A 17,468-nucleotide genomic window follows, 5' to 3' on the forward strand; every position below is an offset into this window, starting at 1 on the left:
CGTGGACGCGCAGCACAACGTCGAGACGTTGGTGGTGCTGCAGCCGGTCGCCGTCGACACCGCGAGCCTCGACCGCGACGGCATGCTGGTGATGGCCAACGGAATGCTGGTCGGGGTTCTCGTGCGCCTCGTGACCCCGGGTCACGAGCATAGCGGCGCCTGGTTCGTCGAAGCCGCCTTCGGCCACCTGAAGGGCGTACGGGTCCAGCCCTTCGACACCCTCGACGATGCGACACGCTGGTTCCGGACCAACCTCAAGCGCAGCCAAGCCGGGACGTCGTGGCGCCCGCCCCCATGATCTAGCAGATCTTTGGATCTAGCGGAGCTTGGATATAGCGGATCTTGGATCTAGCGGATCTTGACTTGCCCGGTGATCTCCACCTCGACGTCGAACGCGCCGAAATGATCGGGCAATTCCTCGGCCGCCGAGGGCGTCTGCGCGAACACCTTCACGGCCCAGTCGTCGCCGCTCCGGTTGACGCCGAGCCCGACCGCCCGGTCCGGCCGTCCCGCCGCGTATTGAGAGGTGAACGCCTCCTTCGCAGCCAGGGCCGCCGACCGCGACGCCAGCAACTTCTCCCGCTGCTCACCCATGGTCAGACTCCTGTCGCAGGACTGTAGAGATCGACGGCGAGTGCATCAAGAACGGCCCGGATCGGATTTGCAAAAGTGATGCCGCGGTCGTTGCGGCCACCGGTCTCGGTTCCGGCGAACAACAGGGCGATCGGCCGGCCGTCCATCGTGCAGATCAGCGAACCGCTGTCGCCGCCCTTGGAGAAGGTCTTCTCCGTGCCGCTGATCGCGATCTGGCGATTGAATATCGCAAAGCGGGGTGCGGCGCCGCTGACCATCTGGACCCGGACGTTGTCGATCGCGATCGCTTCCACGACGCCCGTGCTGAAGCGGGTGGTGCGGCCGACCTTCTTCACCGGGTCGCCGTCGATGAGCAGCTCTTCGATATCGCCGATGCTCCAGCCGTCCGAACCGATCTCTCCGTCGCCGACCAGGAAGGGCTCGGGGCGGGCATGCCCCTCTTCGAGCGGCGCGAAGGCGCAGTCGACGAGGTTGAAGGACGTCGGGTCGAAGTCGAGCGGAATGTAGGTGCCGAGCTTGGCGACCACGTGCGCGGCCTGCCGCGCGTCCCCGCCATCGGCCCTGCCCGGCTGGAGGATGATGTCGCCCACTCGGGCTTTGTTGTTCATGGCCAGGACGTGGTTGTTCGAGATCAACCCGACGCGGCCGTCCGCATCGACGCCGAAGCAGCCGATCGTGCCGGCGGTGATGCGATGGTGGCCGACCGACTCGCCCATGCGCAGGGGGCGGCAGGTCCTGACCTTCCGCCTGCCCTGGCTGCGGATCCGGCCGGTCACGATGACCTCCGCTTCCGTGGGCGCGACACGCAACGCCGCCTCGACGACGGGATGGTGGAGCAGCTTCTTGTGCTGGACGAACAGCCCCAGCTTGAGTCCCTGCCCGCGGTCGTCCCCCCGATCCCGTCGCAGGATGCCGACCGCGATCTTTTCCTTGGGATCGATCTCCCCGGCCCGCCTCGCCCGCGCGATGTCGGCATGGGCGGCCGTGTCGGGGGCCGGCGCGAAGATCGGCCCACCGCCGTCGGTCGCCGCCGTCGCCACCTCCGCGTAGCGGAAGGCGCGCTTGAACACCTCGGCTTTGGCGTTCTCCGCTCCGTCAAGGTTCATTGCGATGCTCCTCGATTAACCTGAGGTAGCGTTATGGACATGACCAAGCGGTTAAGGAAGCGGTACGACGGGAAAAATGCAGCCACCGGTTACACAATGGTGGGGATCGCGGGTGGGGCTCGCGAGGGCGCATCGTCCGGACGGCCGGCCTCCGCCCGGCGTCGGCGGAGGCCGGGGTGTTCAAGCGAACGACAGCAGCTTGATCGCATCGAAGTCCTGCACGCCGCCGCCGACGCGCTTGGTGGTGTAGAACAGCACGTAGGGCTTGGCCGAATAGGGGTCGCGCAGCACCCGCAGGCCGGTGCGGTCCACCACCAGGTAGCCGCGCTTGAAGTCGCCGAAGGCGATCGAGAGGCTGCCCGCGCTCGCATCCGGCATCGCCTCGGCCTCGGCCACCGGGAAGCCGAGCAGGGTGGCGCCGCGGTCGGCGGCGGTGGGCGGCTGCCAGAGGTAGTTGCCGTCGGCATCCTTCATCTTGCGGATCGTGCTCTGGACCTTGCGGTTCATCACGAAGGCGGCGTTCTGGCGGTAGCCGGCGCGCAGGGCATAGACGAGGTCGAACAGCACGTCGGCCGCGTTGGCCGCCGGGAAGGCACCGGCCGCCCCGGTGGCAATCGTCCCGAGCTTGCCCGGCACCAGCGACGCGTTGGCGACCGTGTCGTAGGCGAGCAGGCCGCGCGGGCGGCTGATGCCGTTGCCGGTGACGAAGGCGGTGCCCTCCTGCTCGGCGAAGGCGGTCTCGACCTCGTCGGCGAGCCAGGCGTCGATGTCGACGACGGCGTCGTCGAGCAGCGTCTGGGTCGCGGCCGGCATGGCATAGAGCTCCATCGCCGGAAAGCTCAGCTCGGACAGGGTCGGGCTCGCCGTCTGCGGCCGCGGCGCGGTCTCGGCGACCCAGCCGGAGACGGCCTCGCTCACCGAGACCGCGCGCTTGTACTGCCCGCCCGAGATCGTCCGCACGCTGGCCAGCGCCCGGATCGGCGAGAGGCGGGCGAGGCGCACGAGCACTTCGCGCTCCACCGTGGCGGGCACGAGGTAGCCGCCGTCCGGCCCGGAGCCGGCCGAGAGCGCCTTCTCCTCCAGGCGCTTGAGGCCGCCGCTCTCGCCGGCCCTGACGTAGAGGTCGAAGGCGGCCTTGTGCTCCGTGGCGGCGGCGTCGCGCGGGACCGGCCCGTTGGCCATGGGCGGCCGGCGTCCGTCGAGGGCGAGGCGGTCGAGGCGCTGGCGGGCTCCGTCGAGGGCCGCGTCGATCCGGGCGAGCTTTTCCTCGGTCACCACGTCGGTGCCCAGGCGCGCGTCGAGCTGCGCCAGGCGGGCGTCGTTGGTCTCCTTGAAGGCCGAGAAGGCCTGGGCGAGCTCGGCCAGGGCCGTGCCGGCGTCGGCCGGCGCCGCCTTGTTCTCGAGGAGGGGGGAGGATGCGGTCTCGAAGGGGGCGTGGACGCTCATCGTGTACCTCGGGTGGGGGCGGAAGGGGCGGCGCGGGGCCGGGTGGAAAGGGGGGCGATGCGGCGGGCGAGCGCCCGCAGCTGCGCGGGCATGTCGGCTGCCGCACGGGCCGGCGCGCCGATGCGCGCGCCCGGCTGGAGCGGGAAGGTCACCAGCGAGATCTCCCACAGGTCGATCGCCTGGAGGCGGCGCAGGCCGTTGCGCTCGGGCGCCGCGCGCAGGGTGCGAAACCCGATCGAGAGCCCGTCGAGGCCGCCCTCGCGCATCAGCGCGTCGACCTCGCGGGCCCGCTGGACGGCGAGGTTGAGCCGGCCCTCGACCCTGAGGCCGCGGGCGTCCTCGGAGAGCGCCAGCCAGCGCCCGATCGGCTCGGCGGGATCGTGCTGCCAGAGCATGCGCACCCCCGCCGGCCCGCGCTGGGCGAGGCTGGCGGCGAAGGCGCCCGGCGCGACCACGTCGCGCCCGAGGTCGGGCACGCCGAACAGGCTGGCGTAGCCGGTGACATGGCCATCCATGGATGATCCGATCGGTGAGGGATGACAGGGGTGAGGACCGCGAATATCCGTGTGGTGCATCGAGGATATGCGAGGAGGGGCGGATGCCGCTCACCATCGAGGACGACGCGACGGCGGATCTCGTGGCGCAGCTCGCCAAGGCCACCGGCACGACGAAGTCCGAGGCGGTGCGGCTGGCCGAACGTCGTGCGCTCCACCCGCTGCCGGCGCCCACCGGACAGCTGGCGGACAAGGCGTTCTTCGATGGGTTGAGCGGCGAATGACACTTTTGGTCGATGCGTCGGCGTTGATCGCCATCATCGCCGGCTAAGTAGAGGCCGATGTCTTCAGCGACATCGTCGATGCCGACGCCGATTGCCTGTGTTCTGATGTTTAAGAAGGCTTAGGGATGAGCGGGTTTCATAATCTTATCGCTGAAGGAGGCCGTTTCCACTACGTCCTCGGCACCCTCGCAGCTATCTGTGCCTCGCCCGCAATGTCGCAATATCGTATTGGCATAACCGCTACACCCATAGTGCGGCGCCGGCAGTACAGAGACGCGATAAAACTTCAATACCCTCATTTTGTTTTGTTGGCGACAGAACTTAGGCGTGAAGACGCTCTTAATATTGAGGGTGAATTGCAATCGGCTTGCTGTGAACAGCCAACAAGTTTTCTATACGGAAAATACGATCCCACCGTTAGAGGAAGAAAGCACCAGCGCAGCGCTGGCGGCTCAGCCAAATACTTGGGTAAGGATTACTCCGTTTATATCACTTGGAGATAAAAAGCACATTCTGACATGTTGCCGGGGCTGGGTACGTCAGGTGCACTATCGTCCTTTCGAAGACCGACCTCCCTCACCCCCGCGCCCCATAGCCCACCGCCTCGCGCTTCTCGTCCTCGGACAGGAAGTCCGCCCCCTGCACCCGGCGCCAGAGGGATTCCCGTTCCGGCGCCAGCGCCTCGATGGCGTCGAGGTCGGGTTCCAGGCGGGCGGGGCCGAAGGCGGGTTCGAGCCATTGCGCGAGGCTCTCGGCGGTGCGGCGCACCAGCGGGATCACGGTCTGGCGGTAGAAGGCGCGGTTGGCCTCGGCATAGTTGGCGTGGGTGTTGTCGCCGGGCAGGCCCAGGAGGAGCGGCGGCACGCCGAAGGCCAGGGCGATCTCGCGGGCGGCCCCGTTCTTGGCCTCCACGAAATCCATGTCCTTGGGCGAGAGCGACAGCGGCTTCCAGTCGAGCCCGCCCTCCAGGAGCAGCGGCCGCCCGGCGTTGCCGGCGCCCTGGTAGTTGGTCTCCAGCTCGCCCTTGAGCCGGGTGAACTGCGTGTCGCTCAAGCCATTGCCGGCGGCGGCGGCGAACACCAGCGCGCCGGACGGCCGGGCGGCGTTGTCGAGGAGCGCCTTGTTCCAGGCGCCGGCCGCGTTGTGGATGTCGAGCGCCACCGCCGCCGCCTCCATCGGCGAGAGGCCGTAGTGGTCGTCGGTGGGGTGGAACAGGGTGAGGTGGAGGATCGGGCTCATCCCCTCGTCGCCGCGATGGTAGCGCAGGACGCGCCCGCCGACCGTGTAGTCGTAGGCCGCCGGCCATCCGTCCGGGCCGGGCACCACCCGCATCCGGTCGGGGCGCAAGGCGTGGAGCTCGCGCGGGACGCCGTCGAGGGCGACGCATTCGAGATAGGCGTTCCCCGACACCATCAGGTGCCCGTAGAGCGTTTCGCGCAGCCGCGCCCCGCCCTCGCGCGGGTTGGGACGGTCGAGGAGCGCCGTCAGCGGATGCCCTGCGGCCCCGTCCGTGAGACTCAGCGGCACCGCGGCGGCGGCCTCCGCCACGAGGCGCACCGCCCGGTGGACCACGGCGTTGCGCTGGAACCCCTCGCGGGCCAGCGCAACGCCGTCGCGCGGCGTCCAGGCGGCCCGGCCCTCGCCGTAGAAGGCGACGCGGGTGGCCGAGAGGGGTGCTGCCTTGGTGGCCGGCGCGCGGGCGATCGCCCGGGTGAGACGGGTGAGAAGATTGGGCATGGGGGCTCTCGCGGGTCTCTCCTCCCCCTTGTGGAGAGGCGTTGGAGGTGTGGGTGGTGGGGCGACCCTGGCCCGAGGCCGGCGGAACCACCCCCACCCCCGGCCCCTCCCCACGAGGGGGAGGGGAGAGCGGGCCCTACAATCCCCGGATCCGCGGCTCCGCCCTGGCCCTCAGCATGAGGTGGGTCAGCGCCCACACCAGCGCGTCGAGGCGGTCCGGCGAGGCGCCGGTGGAGAGGCCGTCGGGGCCGAGGTCGCACAGTTCGTCCTCCAGGGCGGCCAAGGCGCCGACGTGGTGGACGAGGCCGCGGGCGTAGAGCACCGAGACCGGCTCGGCCCGCAGGTACTTGCCGCGGCTGGCCCGCACCGGGGTCACCGGCACGGCGGGGTCGATCTGGGCGATCACGGCCGAGGCCATCTCGCCGCCCTGGTTGACCTCGACCACGAGGGCGTCGGCTTCCAGGCGGTGGTAGAGGGTGAGGGCGGCCAGCGCCCACACCTGCGGCGTCGCCCGGCTCAGCGTGGCATCGGCCAGCACGTAGGCGTGGCCCGAATCCGACAACCCCGCCGCCACGATCCCGCAGGCGTCGGCCCCGGCCCGCGACGAGGCCGGCGGGTCCACCGCCACCACGATGCGCCTGAGCGCGTCCGGCGCCCTGGCCACGCGGGCCGCCTCGATCCCGGCCCGGTTCCACAGGGCGTCCGGCCGGTCCTCGATCAGCTCCCCGTCGAGTTCCTGGCGCCCGAGCCGGGTGCCGGCGTAGCGCCCGACGATGCCCTCGAGGAAGGACGGCGCCAGGTTCATGGCGTTGTCGGCGGTGCGCGAGCGGCTCACCACCACGGACGGGTCGGTGAGGAGCCGGCGGATCAGGGCGGTGGGGCGCGGCGTCGTGGTGACGAGGCTGCGCGGCCGCGCCCCCAGCCGCAGCCCGAACTGGATCATGTCGTAGGCGGCCTCCGCCTGGCGCCACTTGGCGAGTTCGTCCGACCAGGCGGCGCCGAACTGCGGCCCCCGCAGGGAATCCGGCTCCTCGGCCGAGAAGGCCAGCGCCACCGCGCCGTTGGGATAATCGACCCGCCGGCGGGAGGGCGACCACACCGGGCGCGGCCCGGCGAGCGCCAGCAGGCCGGACGGCCCCTCGATCATCACGTCGCGCACGTCCGCGAAGGTCTCGCCGACGAGCGCGATCCGCCCGACGGGGCTCGCCGTGAAGGCGGGATCGCCCAGCGCCAGCGCCCGCACCCATTCGGCGCCGGTGCGGGTCTTGCCCGAGCCGCGCCCGCCGATCACCGCCCAGGTGGTCCAGGGTGTTCGCCCCTCGCAGGGCGGCAGCTGGTCGGGGCGGGCGCAATGGAGCCAGTCACGCGCCAGGGTCAGGACCAGGGCCGGCGGCAGGCTCGCCAGGAAGGCCGGCAGCCGCCCCGTCGCCTGCGAATGCCGCATAGCGGTCCGCGATCTGCGCGCGCAGGGCGGGCAGGTCGAGGCCGCCGCCGCCGGGGTCGCCACCCGCATCCGCGCCATCGTCCGTCTCCCGCCGCCCGTCCGCATCGATCTCGTCCAGTAGCTTCTTGAGGCCGCCGAGATCGCGCAGCACCTTGGCCGAATCGAGGGGTTTGGGTGCGAGGGTCTTGGCCGCGGGGGTCTTGGGTGCTTGCCGCAGCGCCTTGTCGAACCGCGAAATCTGGCGGGCGATGTGGCGGCGCAGGGTCGCCCGCAGGTCGTTCTTTCCGCCCGGCGACGGCGACGGGCGCCAGCCGTAGCGCTGGCTCCATTTCGCGATGGTCGACGGGTGGGCGACGCCGGTCTCCGCGGCGATCTGCCCAAATGTCTTGGAGGTTGTGCGCACCAGCGCCTCGACGCGCCGACGCCCCTCCTGAGGCGAACCCGTCATCGCCGCCCCCGCCGTCTCTCGTCACACTTCTTGAGCGTGGAGGAGTGATAGCCCAGGAGCGTCGCGGTGTCAATCATTAATTCCTATGAAAGGAATTAATGAAAGGCAATACACTTCGCAAACCCAACTTGATCGCCCAGCTAGGCCATTGCGCAGCATTTCGGTCCAGCTACCATGTGAGGCATGGCGGGCTTCAAATTTGATTATGCGCCTCTGTTAGCGCCAGGCCGTCATTATCGACAACTGGCCGAGATTGAGGAGCTATGCGTACGCCCTTTCTCGAAATCCAAAGTCCGAAGCCAACTTTTCGCTAGGTTGTCAGATTTCATACTTGTATTCACGATAAAGAGGATCAGGTGCGAAATGCTTATTAATGGAAGCTTTTTGACAGAAAAGATGGATCCCTCTGATGTCGATGTCGCAGTTATTCTTGATCCAGATGTCGCAGAAAATCTTACAGATGAGCAAGAGTCATTAATTTATTCTATAAACGATAATAATTTTATTGACGGAGTGGACGGTTTCGTAGAAACTTTGTTTCCGATAGGGCACCCCTCGTTTCGACTTGGTGGCAATGAAATGCTATGGAGCGAGCAGTGCGGCCGGGAGCATAACGGCGAGTACCTGAAGGGAATAGCGGTGTTGAGGTTGGGCGAAACCGATGTCGGGCTACGCATCCGTCGCTGAAGAGACTAGGCGTGCGCTTGCCTCAGTGGCGAGGCTGGAAGCGGCTTCCATGCGGGAGCCGGACAGCAAGGCCCTACGCATGAACCTCGCCGCGAAGCAGAAGCTTGCCGGGCAGCTCCGCCAGCGCATGTTTGAGGCCGCCAGCGAAGCACAAATCGAGGTCTGTAATTACCGGCTCATACAGGTGGAAAACCGTCGCTACGGGCTCTCCTATGTGTCCGAGTCGATGCTTACTTATCAGAACCTATTCACGCAGGTTCACGACGCCAAGAAGAATGGCCCGAAAGCTAAGGCTACGTTTGGCAACGAGGCACTTGAAGAGAGCATGATGGAGCTTGGCTACACCTATGCCGGCTCACTCGGCGTGGTGCTGCTGGCGCCCACTCAACGGGATATATTTCAGCATGGCGCGCTGGACGCCTCAATTGACGCATTTTTTCGCGTAGTTGAGATAGACAGCCGATCGGCCGTGAGGCATGTCGCGCAGGAGCTTGGCAACGCGGTAATAAAACGTGTCCATGACTGGTCTGCGGCTAACGTCAAAGGTGGTTTTGACGCCGACGTGCGCTGGAATCGCTCAGATGGCCGTCAGCTAGGCCAGCTTGTCGGCCGCGAGCGTATGGAGCGCATTGTCGGCATTATCGAAGCGGCATCGGACGAGATACGAAACATCCGACCAATCGTTGGAACACTTGTTGGCATAGACGTGATGACCGGCTCTTTCCACCTAGTCGTGCCCAATGGGGAAGACTTCAAGGGATTGCTGGGACCGGACTTTGATCGGAACCGCGAATGGCCGGTAAACCGAGCCTATGGGGCCACCATCCTTGAAGCCCGCACCACCATTTACTCGACTGAGCAAACCCGGCGGCAACATACTCTGCTCAATCTTTCTGATCGGGCGCCGGATCTATCGGCTCCGGCAGCCGCGCCTGTACGGCGTTAGCGAAGGCCTTTTCAAGCGCTTCACCTGTCTCGTCACACCTAGCTGTCATTGCTAAGGAGCTTGCGCATTCGAGGGTGTCGGGCGAGGCTGTGGTTGCTAGCGTCGCTGCCCGTTTCACGTGAAACGCCCACCTCCCAGAAAAAGCTCCCAAGATCCCCCTCCACAGGCCAATCCCCCGACCCCGTGACAGCGACTCGCCATCCGCGTTACGCCAACCGGATGGCCGCCTTCACCTTCATCCATGCCGCCGACCTGCATCTGGGCAGCCCTTTGACAGGGCTCGCGCTCAAGGATGCCGAGATCGCCCGGCGGTTCGCCTCGGCCGGGCGGCGGGCGTTCGAGGAGCTGGTGGACCGGGCCATCGCCCTGAAGGTGGCGTTCCTGATCGTGGCCGGGGACGTCTACGACGGCGATTGGGCCGACAACACCATCGGGCTGTTCTTCGCCCGGCAGGTGGCGCGACTCGACCGGGCCGGCATTCCGGTGGTGCTGGTGCGGGGCAACCACGATGCCGAGAGCGTCATCACCAAGGCGATCACGCTGCCCCCTTGCGTGCGCGGCTACCGCGCCGACCGGGCCGAGACCCACCGCCTCGACCACCTGCGGGTGGCCCTGCACGGGCGCAGCTTCCCCAACCGGGCGGTGGAGGAGAACTACGCCCTGACCTATCCGGCGCCCGTGCCGGGCTGGTTCAACATCGGCGTGCTCCACACCTCCTGCACCGGCTCGTCGCTGCACGACACCTATGCGCCCTGCTCGATCGCCGATCTCACGGGGCGCGGCTACGATTATTGGGCGCTCGGCCACATCCACGAGCATGCCGAGCTCGCCCGCGACCCGTGGATCGTGTTTCCCGGCAACCTCCAGGGCCGCTCGGTGCGCGAATGCGGGGCCAAGGGCGCCGTGGTGGTGGAGGTCGCCGACGGCCGGGTGACGGGGGTGAGCCGGCTCATCGTCGACCAGGCCCGGTTCGCGACCCTGGACGTCGCCCTCGCCGGGATCGCCGAGGAGGGCGAGGCGCTGGCGGCGATCGAGGCGGCCCTGCGGCCCCTGGCTCAGGAGGCCGGCGGGCGGCTCCTGGCCCTGCGCCTGCGCCTCACCGGACAGACCGGCCTGCACGACCGCATCGCCGCCGACCGCGAGGCCTTCACCGCCGAGGTCCAGGCGGCGGCCCAGCGCATCCACGAGGACATCTGGCTGGAGCGCCTCGTCAACGCCACCCGCCGGCCCGAGGGGGCGGGTCCGCGCATCGACATTTCCGGCATCGACCCCGTCGCGATGCTGGCCAGCGTCGAGCGCGACCCGGATTTCCGGGCCCGCGCCGCGGCGGTCCTGGCCGAGATCGGGGGCAAGCTCCCGGCCGGGGCCGGCGGGGAGGAGTTGTCCGACCTCGACGCCCTCTGCGCCGAGGCCGAGGCGGTGATCGTCGGGCGCCTGTCCGGCCGGTCCTGCTGATGCGCCTCCTCAGCCTCGACCTCGAACGCTACGGCCCCTTTTCCGGCCGCCGCCTCGCCTTCCGGCCGGATGCGCGGCTGCACGTGGTGCTCGGCCCCAACGAGGCCGGCAAGAGCACGGCGCTGGCCGCCGTCACCGACCTGCTGTTCGGGATCGAGGCGCGCACCCGCTTCGCATTCCTGCACGAGATGAAGACCCTGCGGCTCGGGGCCGAGATCGAGGCCGTGGACGGCCGCCGCCTCGCCTTCCGCCGGCGCAAGGGCAACAGCGGCACCCTCGTCGACGCCGCCGATGCGGCCCTGCCCGATGACGCGCTGGTGCCCTTCCTCGGCGGGCTCACCCGCGACGTGTTCTGCCGCGCCTTCGGACTCGATGCGGCCAGCCTGCGCCAGGGCGGCCGGGAGATGCTCACCAGCGACGGGGAGGTCGGGGCCAGCCTGTTCGCCGCCGCCTCGGGCCTGCGCGGCTACCACGACCTGCAGAAGGGGCTCGGCACCGAGGCCGACGCCATCTTCGCCCCGCGCCGCTCGAAGGACCGCACCTTCTACCAGGCCCTCGACCGGCACGAGGCCGCCCGCCGGGCGATCCGCGAGACCGAACTGCGCGCGGGCGACTGGCGCGCCCTCAACGACGAGATCGAGGCCGCCGCATCCCGCCTCGACGCGATCCGCGACGCCCGCGAGGCCATCGCCCGCGAGCGCGCCCGGCTCGAACGACTCAAGCGCGTCGCCCCCCTGGTGGCCGCCATCGACGCGATCTCGGCGCAGGCGGAGGCCGACCCCGACCTCGTCGAGGCCAGCCCGGACTGGATCGACCGCCTCGGCGACGCGCTCTCGGCCCTGCGCTCGGCCGGTGCGGAACAGGCCCGGGCCCGCACCGCCCTGGCGCATGCCAGCGCCGACCGCGACGCGGTCACCGTCGAGGCCGGCGTGATCGCGCGCGACCAGGACGTCCTCGAACGGTTCCGCGGCATCGACCGGTTCGACAAGGACGGGGTCGATCTCACCCGCATCCAGGCCGACGCCGACCGGGCCGCGGCCGACCTCGACCGCCTGGCCATCCGGGTCGGCCTGCCCGACCGCGCCGCCCTGTCCGCCCGCCAGCCCTCGGACGCCGCCCGCGCCCGCATCGACGCCCTGGTCCGCGAGGGCCGCGAGCGCGAGGCCACGCTCACCCGGCTCCGGCGCGACCTCGCCGCGGCCACCGCCGAGGAAGCCGACCTCGCCCGCGCGGTGGAGGCCGAGGGGGTGGTGGTCGATCCGGGCCCCTTGCGCGCCGCCTTCAAGGTGCTGGCTCCCTTGCGCGAGGATCTGGCCCGGCGCGACGCCCTCGATGCGGCGGTGCGGCACGAGGCGCGGCTGCTCGCCGGGCAGGCCGCCCGCCTCTCGCCCGCCGTGACCGACCCCGCCGCCCTGGTCGATGCGCCCCTGCCCCAGCCCGAGACGGTGGCGCGGTTCCGCACCCTGATGGAGACCAAGGAGCGCGAGCGCCTGCGCGCCTGCGATGCCCTCGCCACCGCCCGCAAGGCGGTGGCGGCGACCCGCACCCGGCTCCTGCGCCGCGAGGCCGGCCGGCCGATCCCGTCGCTCGTCGATCTCTCCGCCCTGCGCCGGGAGCGCGACGACCTGTTCGCCCCGCTGCGCGCCGGCACGGCCGGCGCCGACCCCATCGCCCGCTACGAGCGCGCCGTCGCGGCCGCCGACCGCATGGCCGACGACCTCGGCCTGGACGCCGCCCGCGTCGCCGAGCAGGCCGCCGACCACCGCCGCCTCGCGGCCGAGGAGGAGGAGGAGGCCGGCGCCCGCGCAAGCCTCGACGAGATCGCGGCGGAGGCCTCCCAGGCGCTGGACGACTGGCGCGCCGCCTGGGCCCCGGCCGGCATCCTGCCGCTGCCGCCGGCGGAAATGGCGGTCTGGCTCGGCGAGGCGGTCAACCTCATCGAGGGCCAGCAGGTCCTGGAGAGCCGGCAAAATGAAATCGCGGCCCTCTCGCGCCGCATCGAGGCGTGCCGGACGCCCCTGGTCGATCTGGCCGCCCGCGCCGGCCTGTCCGGTCTCGATACCCTGCCGCCGGCGCTCCTCCTGGCGCGGCTCGACGACCGCATCACGGAGCTCGCCGGCCTGTGGGAGGCCGGCCGCGAGGCCAAGGCGCGGCTGCGCGCCGCCGCGACGCAACGGGCCCGGCTCGGCGACGCCCTCGGCGAGGCCGACGCCGGCCGCACCGCCTGGGCGGCGGGCTGGGGCGAGGCCGTCGCCGCCGTCGGTCTCACAGCGACCGCCAGCCTCGCCGAGGCCGAGGGCGCCATCGAGGCATGGCGGGCGGTGCCGCTCGCCCTCGACGCGCACGACACCCTCGCCCGCCGGGTCGCCGGCATCCGCCGCGACCGCGAGACCTATGCCGCGACCGTGGCCGAACTCCTGGCCGCCGTCGCCCCCGACCTGGCGGAGATGGCGCCCAGCGCCGCGATCCGTTCCCTGCACGGCCGCCTGCAACAGGCCCGCGACGCCCAGGCGCGCCGCACCGCGCTGACGCGCCACTGTGACGAGGCGGACCGCAGGGTCGAGATCGCCGACGCCGACCTCGCCAGGGCCGAAGCGGCCCTGACCGGACACCTCGCCGGTTACCGGCCCGATCTCGGCGCCGATGCCGTTCCCGCGATCGAGACCCTGCAGGGCCGCCTCCTGGCCCGCGCCCGCCTGCGGGCCGATCTCGCCGCCCGCCGGGCCGAACTCACCCGCGCCGCCGACGGCCTGCCCGAGGCGAGCCTGCGCGACGACCTCGTGGCGACCTCGCCCGATGCCATCGAGGCGGCGCTCGCCCGCATCGCCATGGAGGACGAGGCCCACGACCAGGAGGGCCGCGTCGTCTTCGCCGACCGCGACCGGGGCGAGCGCCGCCGACAGGACCTCGAGGGCGGGGTCGGCGCCGAACTCGCGGTCGCCCAGCGCAAGGCGGCGGAGGCCGAGTTGCAGGTCCACGCCCGGCAGTGGGCGGTGCTCAAGCTCGCCCACCTCATGCTCGGCACCGCCATCGGCCGCCACCGGGCCGGACAGCAGGACCCGCTCCTGTCGCGGGCCGGCGACCTGTTTTCGGGCCTGACCGGGGGCGCCTTCGCCGGGCTGGCGCAGGAGTACGACGAGGCCGACACCCCCCGCCTCACCGGACGCCGGGCCGACGGCGGCTCGGTCCCGGTCGAGGGCCTGAGCGAGGGCACCCGCGACCAGCTCTACCTCGCCCTGCGGCTCGCCTACCTGCAGGATTACGCCGCCCGCGGCGAGCCGGCCCCCTTCATCGGCGACGACCTCTTCATCACCTTCGACGACGCCCGCACCGGCCACGGCCTGGAGGCCCTGGCCGCGGTGGGCGGGACGATCCAGCCGATCCTGTTCACCCACCACGCCCATGTCGCCGACCTCGCCCGCGCGCGGCTGGGCGATGGGGTCGATGTCGTGACGATGTGAGGGGGCGCGCCAACCCTTCCCCCTTCAACGGGCTATCGGATGCACGCATTTCTCCCACCCGCCACCTCATCCTGAGGTGCCCGCGTCAGCGGGCCTCGAAGGAGGTTTCCAGAGGGCACAGCGGTATCTGGAGGGCTCCTTCGAGGCCTCCGCTTCGCTCCGGCACCTCGGGATGAGGGGAGAGGGTGGGACGAGCCAGGACGGCGTTCGGGGATGTGCGAATACGGTCGCTCCGCGGGGGGAGGGTTTCAGAGCCCCCCGAAGGCCCCCAGGATCCGCGCCCACGAGCGCGTGCCCTTGTGGAAACTGCGCAGGTCGTACTTCTCGTTGGGCGAATGGATGCGGTCGTCGTCGAGGCCGAAGCCGATGAGCAGGGTGTTGCGGTCGAGCAGGCGCTTGAAGTCGCCGACGATCGGGATCGAGCCGCCCGCGCCGATGGTGACGGGGGCCACCCCCCATTCCGCGGCCAGCGCCGCCTTGGCGATGTCGAGTTCCGGCATGTCGAACGGCAGGCTGATGGCCCGCGAGCCCTTGTAGCAGACCACCTCCACCGAGCAGTCGGCGGGGATGCGCTCCCGCACGAACGCCTCGAAGGTGGTCGCCAGCACCTCCGGGTCCTGGTCGTCCACGAGGCGGAACGAGACCTTGGCGCTGGCCTGGGATGCGATCACCGTCTTGGTGCCCTCGCCCGTGTAGCCGCCGACGATGCCGTTGGCGTCGCAGGCCGGGCGCGACTGGATCTGCTCGATCAGCATGCGCCCGCGCTCGCCGGACGGCTGGCTCAGGCCGATCGGCCCCAGGAACTTGTCCGGGCTGAGGTCGAGGCCGCGCCACTGCTCGAGGATCTCGGGCGGGGTCTCGCGCACCCCCTCGTAGAACCCCGGCAGCGTCACCCGGCCGTCGGTGTCGTGCAGGTCGGCGATGATCTTGGCGAGCACGTGGATCGGGTTCGCGGCGGCCCCGCCGAAGAAGCCCGAATGCAGGTCGCGGTCGGCGCAGGTGACCTTGACCTCGAAATAGGCGAGCCCGCGCAGCGAGGTGGTGATCGCCGGCGTCGTGGAATTCCACATGCTGGTGTCGCACACGAGCACGATGTCGGCGGCCAGCTTGTCCCGGTTGGCCGCCACCCATTCGGGCAGGCCCTGCGAGCCGTTCTCCTCGGCACCCTCGATCAGGATGGTGACGCCGCAGGGCAGTTCCCCCTCCATCGCCTTCCAGGCGCGGCAGGCCTCGACGAAGGTCATCACCTGGCCCTTGTCGTCGGAGGCGCCCCGCGCGACGATCCGCTTCTCGCCCGCGGCATCGGTGGCGATGCGCGGCTCGAACGGCGGCGTCTCCCATAAGGACAGCGGGTCCACCGGCTGCACGTCGTAATGCCCGTAGAACAGCACGTGCGGCTTCCCGGGCTTCGGCGCATGCGCCAGCACCACCGGGTGCAGGCTGGTCTCGTGGATGCCGGTCTCGAAGCCGATCGCCGCGAGGGTGCCCTCCAGCCAGGCGGCGGCCTCGCGGCAATGGCCGGCATAGGCCGGATCGGTGGAGATCGAGGGGATGCGCAGGAACGAGAACAGCCGCGCGAGGGCGTTGTCGAGATCGTGGTCGATGTCGTTGAGCACGGGGTCGAGCGCGGCCATGGCGGGATCCTGATCGGGGTGCGTTTCCAGAAGGCGTAGCCGAGGCCGGGGCCGGCCGTAAACCGTGGCCCCGTCCGGCCCGGGGGAACAGGGCGCAGACTGGAACTGTTATCGACTGCGCCGAGCGGCCTGCCAGCGGGCCCCGCCGCACGACCCCGGTCCGCCCGCTTGTCGCGCGCAGACCATTCGACCGAAGCAAACAGCGGATCGCCCATGCTCATCGACAGCGGCTCACCCCGGGCCATGGAGACCGTCGGCATCAGCCTGACGATCAACGGCGAGGTCCGCACCCTCGAGGTCGCCCCCTGGACGACGCTGCTGGATCTGCTGCGCGAACGGCTCGATCTGACCGGTACCAAGAAGGGTTGCGATCACGGCCAGTGCGGTGCCTGCACGGTGCTGGTGGACGGCAAGCGCATCAATTCGTGCCTGGCGCTGGCCGTGATGAAGGACGGCGCCACCGTCACCACCATCGAGGGCCTGACCGAAGCCGGCACCCTGCACCCGCTCCAGGCCGCCTTCGTGGAGCACGACGCCTTCCAGTGCGGCTATTGCACCCCCGGCCAGATCTGCTCCGCGGCCGGGATGATCGCCGAAGGCCATGCCCGGTCGCGGGACGAGATCCGCGAGGCGATGAGCGGCAACATCTGCCGCTGCGGCGCCTACACCAACATCGTCGACGCCATCGAGGACGTGATGCAGTCGGGAGCCGCCCGATGAACCGCTTCGATTACGTCCGCGCCGGCACCGTGGCCGAGGCCGTGCAGGCGGTGGCCGGCGGCGGCCGCTTCATCGCCGGCGGCACCAACCTCGTCGATCTGATGAAGTACAACGTCGAGCGGCCAGGGCGCCTCGTCGACATCACCCGCCTGCCGCTGGATGCCATCGAGGAGCACGAGGGCGGGCTTCGCATCGGCGCCCTCGTCACCAACGCCACCGCCGCCTACGATGCGCGCATCGTGGCGCGCTACCCCGTCCTGGCCAACGCGATCCTGGCCGGTGCGTCGGGCCAATTGCGCAACGCGGCCACCACCGGCGGCAACCTCAACCAGCGCACCCGCTGCTATTATTTCTACGACGAGGCGACGCCCTGCAACAAGCGCGAGCCCGGCAGCGGCTGCCCGGCCATCGGCGGCGTCAACCGCATCCACGCGATCTTCGGGGCCAGCGACGCCTGCATCGCCACGCACCCGTCCGACATGTGCGTGGCGTTGGCCGCCCTCGACGCCGTGGTGCGGGTGGCCGGCCCCGGCGGCGAGCGCAGCATCCCGTTCGCCGACTACCACCGTCTGCCGGGCGACACGCCCCACATCGACACCACCCTGGCACCCGACGAGATCGTCCTTTCGGTGGATCTGCCGGAGCAGGATGCGGCCTCGCATTACACCTACCTCAAGCTGCGCGACCGGCTCTCCTACGCCTTCGCGCTCGTGTCGGTGGCGGCCGTGCTCGATCTCGACGGCGATACCATCCGGGCGGGCCGCTTCGCTCTGGGCGGCGTCGCCCACAAGCCCTGGCGCAACCCGCAAGCCGAAGCCTCGCTCCGGGGCAAGCCGGCGACGGCCGAGACCTTCGAGGCCGCCGCCGCCATCGTCGTCTCGGAGGCCGAGCCCCAGTCGGGCAACGCCTTCAAGGTCGAACTCGCGCGACGCGCCATCGTGCGCGGCCTCTCCCAGGCCGCCGCCGGCACGCCGCAGTCGATCTCCGACAAGCGCATCGCGTAAAGGTCACA

At 70.3% G+C, this 17,468-nt stretch carries 16 protein-coding genes; 8 read left to right on the forward strand and 8 right to left on the reverse strand.

The genetic code is table 11. The features are described from left to right. Nucleotide 1 precedes the first annotated feature (1 nt). Entirely contained in the window at nucleotides 2–298 is a 297-nt protein-coding gene (locus tag ASG59_RS14745; RefSeq protein WP_055880842.1) for a hypothetical protein, read from the forward strand. 50 nt (nucleotides 299–348) lie between these two features. Here the strand turns inward: ASG59_RS14745 and ASG59_RS14750 are convergent, their stop codons facing one another. The 4 genes from ASG59_RS14750 to ASG59_RS14765 all read right to left on the reverse strand — a co-directional run bounded on the left by ASG59_RS14750 (nucleotide 349) and on the right by ASG59_RS14765 (nucleotide 3,661). Beyond that, nucleotides 349–594 (reverse strand): hypothetical protein, encoded by a 246-nt coding sequence (locus ASG59_RS14750; protein ID WP_055880845.1) that lies wholly within the window; start codon nucleotides 592–594, stop codon nucleotides 349–351. A 2-nt stretch (nucleotides 595–596) separates the two neighbouring features. Further along, on the reverse strand, nucleotides 597–1,700 hold the full coding sequence (locus ASG59_RS14755) for a hypothetical protein (protein WP_056409619.1): 1,104 nt from the start codon (nucleotides 1,698–1,700) through the stop codon (nucleotides 597–599). 180 nt (nucleotides 1,701–1,880) lie between these two features. Next, nucleotides 1,881–3,146, reverse strand: a complete 1,266-nt coding sequence (locus tag ASG59_RS14760; protein ID WP_056280960.1) for a phage major capsid protein — start codon at nucleotides 3,144–3,146, stop codon at nucleotides 1,881–1,883. Continuing rightward, nucleotides 3,143–3,661, reverse strand: coding sequence for an HK97 family phage prohead protease (locus tag ASG59_RS14765; protein WP_055880854.1), 519 nt, complete (start codon nucleotides 3,659–3,661; stop codon nucleotides 3,143–3,145). The genes ASG59_RS14760 and ASG59_RS14765 overlap by 4 nt, the downstream gene beginning before the upstream one ends. An 83-nt stretch (nucleotides 3,662–3,744) precedes the next feature. On the opposite strand from ASG59_RS14765, the gene ASG59_RS14770 reads away from it, so the two are divergent. Beyond that, nucleotides 3,745–3,924 carry a type II toxin-antitoxin system VapB family antitoxin gene (locus ASG59_RS14770; RefSeq protein ID WP_055880858.1) on the forward strand — a complete coding sequence of 60 codons (180 nt, stop codon included), beginning with the start codon at nucleotides 3,745–3,747 and terminating at the stop codon, nucleotides 3,922–3,924. A 576-nt stretch (nucleotides 3,925–4,500) separates the two neighbouring features. Here the strand turns inward: ASG59_RS14770 and ASG59_RS14775 are convergent. The 3 genes from ASG59_RS14775 to ASG59_RS14785 form a co-directional block, all read right to left on the reverse strand. Further along, nucleotides 4,501–5,661, reverse strand: a complete 1,161-nt coding sequence (locus ASG59_RS14775) for a phage portal protein (RefSeq protein WP_056409621.1) — start codon at nucleotides 5,659–5,661, stop codon at nucleotides 4,501–4,503. Between the two features lie 136 nt (nucleotides 5,662–5,797). Further along, on the reverse strand, nucleotides 5,798–7,105 hold the full coding sequence (locus ASG59_RS14780) for a terminase family protein (protein WP_082528780.1): 1,308 nt from the start codon (nucleotides 7,103–7,105) through the stop codon (nucleotides 5,798–5,800). After that, entirely contained in the window at nucleotides 7,023–7,553 is a 531-nt protein-coding gene (locus ASG59_RS14785; RefSeq protein WP_056409623.1) for a hypothetical protein, read from the reverse strand. Before ASG59_RS14785 ends, ASG59_RS14780 begins: the two co-directional genes overlap by 83 nt. 183 nt (nucleotides 7,554–7,736) lie before the next feature. On the opposite strand from ASG59_RS14785, the gene ASG59_RS20690 reads away from it, so the two are divergent. The 4 genes from ASG59_RS20690 to ASG59_RS14795 all read left to right on the forward strand — a co-directional run bounded on the left by ASG59_RS20690 (nucleotide 7,737) and on the right by ASG59_RS14795 (nucleotide 14,102). After that, the gene (locus ASG59_RS20690) at nucleotides 7,737–8,240 is read left to right on the forward strand and encodes a hypothetical protein (protein ID WP_156399255.1); all 504 of its coding nucleotides are present in this window, start codon (nucleotides 7,737–7,739) and stop codon (nucleotides 8,238–8,240) included. Nucleotides 8,241–8,319: 79 nt separating this feature from the next. Beyond that, a complete protein-coding gene (locus tag ASG59_RS20695; RefSeq protein ID WP_162245460.1) occupies nucleotides 8,320–9,186 on the forward strand; it encodes a hypothetical protein in 867 nt (288 codons plus the stop codon). A gap of 219 nt (nucleotides 9,187–9,405) precedes the next feature. After that, nucleotides 9,406–10,641, forward strand: a complete 1,236-nt coding sequence (locus ASG59_RS14790) for a DNA repair exonuclease (RefSeq protein WP_056409624.1) — start codon at nucleotides 9,406–9,408, stop codon at nucleotides 10,639–10,641. Next, nucleotides 10,641–14,102: a YhaN family protein gene (locus ASG59_RS14795; RefSeq protein ID WP_056409625.1), complete on the forward strand. Its 3,462-nt coding sequence runs from the start codon at nucleotides 10,641–10,643 to the stop codon at nucleotides 14,100–14,102. Before ASG59_RS14790 ends, ASG59_RS14795 begins: the two co-directional genes overlap by 1 nt. Before the next feature lie 248 nt (nucleotides 14,103–14,350). On the opposite strand, the gene ASG59_RS14800 is transcribed toward ASG59_RS14795, so the two are convergent. Continuing rightward, entirely contained in the window at nucleotides 14,351–15,736 is a 1,386-nt protein-coding gene (locus tag ASG59_RS14800) for a M20/M25/M40 family metallo-hydrolase (protein ID WP_056409627.1), read from the reverse strand. A gap of 213 nt (nucleotides 15,737–15,949) precedes the next feature. Here ASG59_RS14800 and ASG59_RS14805 point away from each other — a divergent pair, with 213 nt between their 5' ends. Together ASG59_RS14805 and ASG59_RS14810 are read left to right on the forward strand one after the other, a co-directional pair. After that, nucleotides 15,950–16,456, forward strand: coding sequence for a (2Fe-2S)-binding protein (locus tag ASG59_RS14805; protein ID WP_055880882.1), 507 nt, complete (start codon nucleotides 15,950–15,952; stop codon nucleotides 16,454–16,456). Next, the gene (locus ASG59_RS14810; protein WP_056409629.1) at nucleotides 16,453–17,460 is read left to right on the forward strand and encodes a xanthine dehydrogenase family protein subunit M; all 1,008 of its coding nucleotides are present in this window, start codon (nucleotides 16,453–16,455) and stop codon (nucleotides 17,458–17,460) included. The genes ASG59_RS14805 and ASG59_RS14810 overlap by 4 nt, the downstream gene beginning before the upstream one ends. Nucleotides 17,461–17,468 lie beyond the last annotated feature (8 nt).

The organism is Methylobacterium sp. Leaf466 (assembly GCF_001425565.1).
GTDB lineage: Bacteria > Pseudomonadota > Alphaproteobacteria > Rhizobiales > Beijerinckiaceae > Methylobacterium.

Excerpts from the sequence above, each read along its gene's own strand:
- ASG59_RS14750 (WP_055880845.1), bottom strand. The coding sequence starts at position 594 with ATGGGTGAGCAGCGGGAGAAGTTGCTGGCGTCGCGGTCGGCGGCCCTG.
- ASG59_RS14755 (WP_056409619.1), bottom strand. The coding sequence starts at position 1,700 with ATGAACCTTGACGGAGCGGAGAACGCCAAAGCCGAGGTGTTCAAGCGC.
- ASG59_RS14760 (WP_056280960.1), bottom strand. The coding sequence starts at position 3,146 with ATGAGCGTCCACGCCCCCTTCGAGACCGCATCCTCCCCCCTCCTCGAG.
- ASG59_RS14765 (WP_055880854.1), bottom strand. The coding sequence starts at position 3,661 with ATGGATGGCCATGTCACCGGCTACGCCAGCCTGTTCGGCGTGCCCGAC.
- ASG59_RS14770 (WP_055880858.1), top strand. The coding sequence starts at position 3,745 with ATGCCGCTCACCATCGAGGACGACGCGACGGCGGATCTCGTGGCGCAG.
- ASG59_RS14775 (WP_056409621.1), bottom strand. The coding sequence starts at position 5,661 with ATGCCCAATCTTCTCACCCGTCTCACCCGGGCGATCGCCCGCGCGCCG.
- ASG59_RS14780 (WP_082528780.1), bottom strand. The coding sequence starts at position 7,105 with ATGCGGCATTCGCAGGCGACGGGGCGGCTGCCGGCCTTCCTGGCGAGC.
- ASG59_RS14785 (WP_056409623.1), bottom strand. The coding sequence starts at position 7,553 with ATGACGGGTTCGCCTCAGGAGGGGCGTCGGCGCGTCGAGGCGCTGGTG.
- ASG59_RS20690 (WP_156399255.1), top strand. The coding sequence starts at position 7,737 with ATGGCGGGCTTCAAATTTGATTATGCGCCTCTGTTAGCGCCAGGCCGT.
- ASG59_RS20695 (WP_162245460.1), top strand. The coding sequence starts at position 8,320 with ATGAACCTCGCCGCGAAGCAGAAGCTTGCCGGGCAGCTCCGCCAGCGC.
- ASG59_RS14790 (WP_056409624.1), top strand. The coding sequence starts at position 9,406 with ATGGCCGCCTTCACCTTCATCCATGCCGCCGACCTGCATCTGGGCAGC.
- ASG59_RS14795 (WP_056409625.1), top strand. The coding sequence starts at position 10,641 with ATGCGCCTCCTCAGCCTCGACCTCGAACGCTACGGCCCCTTTTCCGGC.
- ASG59_RS14800 (WP_056409627.1), bottom strand. The coding sequence starts at position 15,736 with ATGGCCGCGCTCGACCCCGTGCTCAACGACATCGACCACGATCTCGAC.
- ASG59_RS14805 (WP_055880882.1), top strand. The coding sequence starts at position 15,950 with ATGCTCATCGACAGCGGCTCACCCCGGGCCATGGAGACCGTCGGCATC.
- ASG59_RS14810 (WP_056409629.1), top strand. The coding sequence starts at position 16,453 with ATGAACCGCTTCGATTACGTCCGCGCCGGCACCGTGGCCGAGGCCGTG.